The sequence below is a fragment of the Phenylobacterium sp. genome, assembly GCF_036263695.1.
Lineage (GTDB): Bacteria > Pseudomonadota > Alphaproteobacteria > Caulobacterales > Caulobacteraceae > Phenylobacterium.
Window position 1 is genome coordinate 1 of sequence record NZ_DATAGM010000353.1, and the last position, 3,522, is coordinate 3,522.

4 protein-coding genes are annotated in these 3,522 nt (G+C 70.3%); 2 read left to right on the forward strand and 2 right to left on the reverse strand.

Annotated features, from left to right (window positions below):
- Together VHK87_RS14380 and VHK87_RS14385 are read right to left on the reverse strand one after the other, a co-directional pair.
- The coding region (locus VHK87_RS14380; protein WP_329635576.1) for a GNAT family N-acetyltransferase at positions 1 to 712 on the reverse strand (712 nt) is incomplete at its 3' end.
- 189 nt (positions 713 to 901) lie between these two features.
- Complete coding sequence (locus VHK87_RS14385; RefSeq protein WP_329635577.1) at positions 902 to 1,183, reverse strand: acylphosphatase; 282 nt, start codon at positions 1,181 to 1,183, stop codon at positions 902 to 904.
- Positions 1,184 to 1,256: 73 nt separating this feature from the next.
- On the opposite strand from VHK87_RS14385, the gene VHK87_RS14390 reads away from it, so the two are divergent.
- Positions 1,257 to 2,753 carry a CoA-acylating methylmalonate-semialdehyde dehydrogenase gene (locus VHK87_RS14390; protein ID WP_329635578.1) on the forward strand — a complete coding sequence of 499 codons (1,497 nt, stop codon included), beginning with the start codon at positions 1,257 to 1,259 and terminating at the stop codon, positions 2,751 to 2,753.
- A gap of 13 nt (positions 2,754 to 2,766) precedes the next feature.
- A complete protein-coding gene (locus tag VHK87_RS14395) occupies positions 2,767 to 3,414 on the forward strand; it encodes a hypothetical protein (protein WP_329635579.1) in 648 nt (215 codons plus the stop codon).
- The last annotated feature ends 108 nt before the right edge of the window (positions 3,415 to 3,522 follow it).

The window sequence follows — 3,522 nt, forward strand, 5'->3', positions numbered from 1 at the left end:
CATGGAACAGGGTGATGTCCCGAAGCTCAGCCGAGAAGCGGTTGAAGAAATGAAACATCGTCGACCACGGCCCGGCGACGTGCACCGGGACCACGGGGGTCTCGTACTTGCGGGCGATCGAAAGCGCGCTGGTCATCCACGGCGGGTCGGCCAGCGTCCCATCCGGCGCGCGGCGGGCGAGCCGCCCGGACGGGAAGATGGCCAGCGCCCGCTCGGCCTCCATGGCCGCCTTGGTCTGCTGCAGGGTCGTGCGGGTTCGCTCGCGGGTGCGCTTGGCTTCCACCCACTCCACCGGGATCAGGATGTCGTCGAAGCTGGGGCAGACCCGGTGGGCGTCGGAGTTGGCGTAGAAGCAGATGTCCGGCCGGCGCCCCTTGACCGCATCGTAGAGCGCGATGCCGTCGGCGATGCCGGTGGGGTGGTTGGCGATCAGGATGACCCGGCCGCGCTCCGGTATGCGCTCCAGGCCGCAGGCCCGGACCTTCAGCGCCAGCTGCTCCGAGATGTGCTCCAGCGCCGTCTTGCCGGGCAGCGGGGCGATGTGGTCGGCCATCCGCCGGGCCTTGCGGTAGTGAAGTACCGAATAGAGCGCCGGCCGGATCAGCGGCCAGGCGGGGCTCGACGACAGCTTCGGCGCGCGCTCCTCGATCAGCACGTCGATGATGTGCGCCCGCCGGCGCTGAGCAGTGGTCGTGGCCGCGGCGACTGTCATTGTGCGGAACATCGCGCGCGTCGCGAGGGTGGGCAAGCTGCTGTGGTGACTGGTTTTCGCGGGCTTTGTCCGACCTCGTTTTGCCCGGACCCTACCGAATTCCGCCCATCCCGACGCAAGTCGGGATCCAACCGGCCTCACGGCTGCTCATGCGGCGGTCTGGGCCCCGGCTCTCGCCGGGGTGTGGTCTCACACCGTCGCCCGCTCCTCGAAACCCTGGCTGCCGTCATCCTCGCCGGCGAGGCGGTCGACGCGGAGGACGCGGGCGCCGGGCGGGCCTTCGTGGCAGAGTTCGGCCAGGCGCTGGAGGGCGCCCTTTTCGCCGACAGCCAACAGCTCGACCTTGCCGTCGCGCCGGTTGCGCACCCAGCCGTCGAGGCCGAGCGCGGCCGCTTCGCGCACCGTCCACCAGCGGTAGCCGACGCCCTGCACCCGCCCTTCGATGATCAGCCGCATCGCCTCGCGTGACATGCGCGCCCCCATGCGCCTGACCCGCGGCGAGATCAACTAGCCCGTCCGCCGGACCCGGCCTAAGACTCCACACATGCGTGACATCCACCATTTCATCGACGGGGCGGCGCGGCCGGGCGCCTCGGGCCGGTTCGGCGACGTGTTCGATCCGAACACCGGCGAGGTGCAGGCCAGAGTGGCGCTCGCCACCGCCGGAGAGATCGACGCCGCCGTGCAGGCCGCCGTCCGGGCGCAGGCCGAGTGGGGCCAGGTCAATCCGCAGCGGCGGGCCCGGGTGATGTTCGAATTCAAGCGCCTCGTTGAGGCGCGGATGGACGAGCTCGCGACCCTGCTCTCCTCCGAGCACGGCAAGGTGATCGCCGACTCCAGGGGCGACATCCAGCGGGGCCTGGAGGTGATCGAGTTCGCCTGCGGCATCCCGCACGCCATGAAGGGCGAGTACACCGAGGGCGCGGGCCCCGGGATCGACGTCTATTCCATGCGCCAGCCGCTGGGCGTGGCGGCCGGGATCACCCCGTTCAACTTCCCGGCGATGATCCCGATGTGGATGTTCGGCGTGGCCATCGCCTGCGGCAACGCCTTCATCCTCAAGCCCTCGGAAAAGGACCCCTCGGTCCCGGTGCGCCTGGCCGAGCTGATGATAGAGGCCGGCGCGCCGGCCGGCGTGCTCAACGTCGTGCACGGCGACAAGGCGGCGGTGGACGCCATCCTGCAGCACCCGGCGATCGCCGCGGTGAGCTTCGTCGGCTCCTCCGACATCGCCCACTACGTCTACCGGGAGGCGGCCGCCCACGGGAAGCGCTGCCAGGCCATGGGCGGGGCCAAGAACCACGGCGTGATCCTGCCGGACGCGGACCTCGATCAGGCGGTGAAGGATATCGTCGGCGCCGCCTTTGGTTCGGCCGGCGAGCGGTGCATGGCGCTGCCGGTGGTCGTGCCCGTCGGCGAGAAGACCGCCGAGGCGCTGCGCGAGCGGCTGGTGGAGGAGGTGGCGGGCCTGAAGGTCGGCGTCTCCACCGACGTGGCCGCCCAGTACGGCCCGGTGGTCAACGCCGCCCACCGCAAGCGGGTGGAGGACTACATCCAGCTGGGCGTCGACGAAGGCGCCGAGCTGGTCGTCGACGGCCGCGGCTTTGCGCTCCAGGGCTTCGAGAAGGGCTTCTTCATCGGCCCGACTCTGTTCGATCGCGTCACGCCGCAGATGAAGTCCTATCAGGACGAGATCTTCGGACCGGTGCTGCAGATCGCCCGCGCGGAGAGCTTCGAGGAGGCCCTGGCCCTGCCCTCCAACCACGCCTACGGCAACGGCGTCGCGATCTTCACCCGCAACGGCCGCGCCGCCCGCGAGTTCGCCAGCCGGGTCAACGTCGGCATGGTCGGCATCAACGTGCCGATCCCGGTGCCGGTCGCCTACCACACCTTCGGCGGCTGGAAGCGCTCGGTGTTCGGCGACGCCAACCAGCACGGCATGGAGGGCGTGCGCTTCTACACCAAGGTCAAGACGGTGACCGCCCGCTGGCCGGAGGGTTCCGTCGAGGACAGCGCCTTCATCATCCCGACGATGCGCTGAGGGGACTCAGTAGATGAGTAGAACGCGTCTGACGGCGATCGCCGTCCTGCTGCTCGCCGTCGCCCTGGCCGGCGCGGCCGGTTGGGCCTGGTGGAACTATGACCTCCGCTGGCGGCCAAAGACGATCGAGCGCCACGCGCCGGAAATCGCACGGCTGCTTGAGCAGGAGGCGGGTTGGGTTTCGCCCGGCCTGAAGGGGTCGAAGCTCTACATGGTTTCGTTCCGCACCTGCCCGGACTGCCTGCGGTTCAAGGCCGAGCAGTTCCCGGACCTGCACGCCGCCGGCGTGGACACCCGCGTGATCGAGATCGCTCGGCGCGACGTGAACGGCTTGCCCAAGTCGACGCCCGCCGAACGGGCCACGGTGGCCGAGCTGTGGCTGACCCGCAGTTGGGAGCTGATGGAGCGGTGGGAGGCGATGCCGGCGGCCGCATGGACCGCGCCCGGCATTCCGCCGGCCGACGGCGATCCGGCCCGCACCGCGGTGGTCGAGGCCGGCCGCGGCCTGGTGGACAAGCTCGTCCCGCTGATGGCCGACAACGGCGTCGACTTCGCCTACCCGCTGCTGGTCTGGTGGGATCAGAAGGGCCGCATGCGCGCCTGCGCCTGCGAGAAGCGCGAGACGTATCGGTTCGTGCGGCGGGAGCTGGGCGTGGAGTAGAGGCTTCCCTCCCCTGCGCGGGGAGGGAAGCAGCGGGGCCTAGACCTTTCCGGTGTTGATTTCCTTGTTCCGGGCGCGGGTGCGGGGGCCCTGGCCGCGCTCGGCTTC

What these genes read in the sequence shown, in the direction of transcription:
- VHK87_RS14385 (WP_329635577.1), bottom strand. Translation starts at nt 1,183, where the DNA reads ATGTCACGCGAGGCGATGCGGCTGATCATCGAAGGGCGGGTGCAGGGC.
- VHK87_RS14390 (WP_329635578.1), top strand. Translation starts at nt 1,257, where the DNA reads ATGCGTGACATCCACCATTTCATCGACGGGGCGGCGCGGCCGGGCGCC.
- VHK87_RS14395 (WP_329635579.1), top strand. Translation starts at nt 2,767, where the DNA reads ATGAGTAGAACGCGTCTGACGGCGATCGCCGTCCTGCTGCTCGCCGTC.